Annotated in this window: 1 pseudogene; it reads left to right on the top strand. The window is 50.1% G+C overall.

The annotated features are described in order from the left end of the window. Positions 1–630: pseudogene (locus ACOCD2_RS24110) on the top strand (hypothetical protein); the annotation flags it as partial. Positions 631–702: the final 72 nt, after the last annotated feature.

Genomic DNA, 702 nt, shown 5'->3' with positions numbered 1-702 from the left:
TGGATAACCATGGCGTTATGCTTCCTCCAGGTTTTGCGTGAGCCAGTCGTTCAATATCTGGCGGGTTCGGAACAAAGGATAGCTCCTTTTTGGAATATAATCACATGGTACCCGACACCTAGATACGCTGATTTGATCAGCTTTCTCAGATCCAGGTTGACTCAAGTCGAGAAGCGATGGACGGAATGGAGAAAGAAGCACGAGGTTGAGAAGGCGAAGGAAATGAGCCCAGCGCTCGGAGAATGGATAGAATCGTTGCCGCCTGGATTTCAAAAGAGTGCGGAAACCTTGATCGCAAATCTGAGTGCCCTGCCGGTCGAGCATGAGGAAGACAAAAAGCTCATGTATAAACACGGGATACTTGCGTTCGAGAGGATGAAGCTGAGAGGCTCTGCCGAGGAATTTGTCAATAATGTTTCCGATATAGAGACGCTCCTTTCTGTGCTAGCGGATAGAGATGTTCTAGAAGCATCTCTATATCGAGACATAGTCAAATCACGTTTGGATGCAATAAAGGATTTCCAGGGGCTTCTGGACGAAGACGCCCAAGAAAAGGTCTTACAGAAATATTTGTTCGATCATCCGCTGCCAGCCATGGAGAGCGAAGCGAAGGCTGGTAGACCCCAGTAGCCGCGAGGCCGCACTGCTTACCCGTCGTGCGCATAGCGCCAGAGGGGAAGCAAAGTAGGCCTCCGAACGCGG

This window comes from Thiolapillus sp., from assembly GCF_048562965.1.
Taxonomy (GTDB): Bacteria; Pseudomonadota; Gammaproteobacteria; order Chromatiales; family Chromatiaceae; genus Thiolapillus; species Thiolapillus brandeum_A.
The sequence above is the reverse complement of the archived record's forward strand: the minus strand, read 5'-3'. Positions and strand labels throughout refer to the sequence as shown.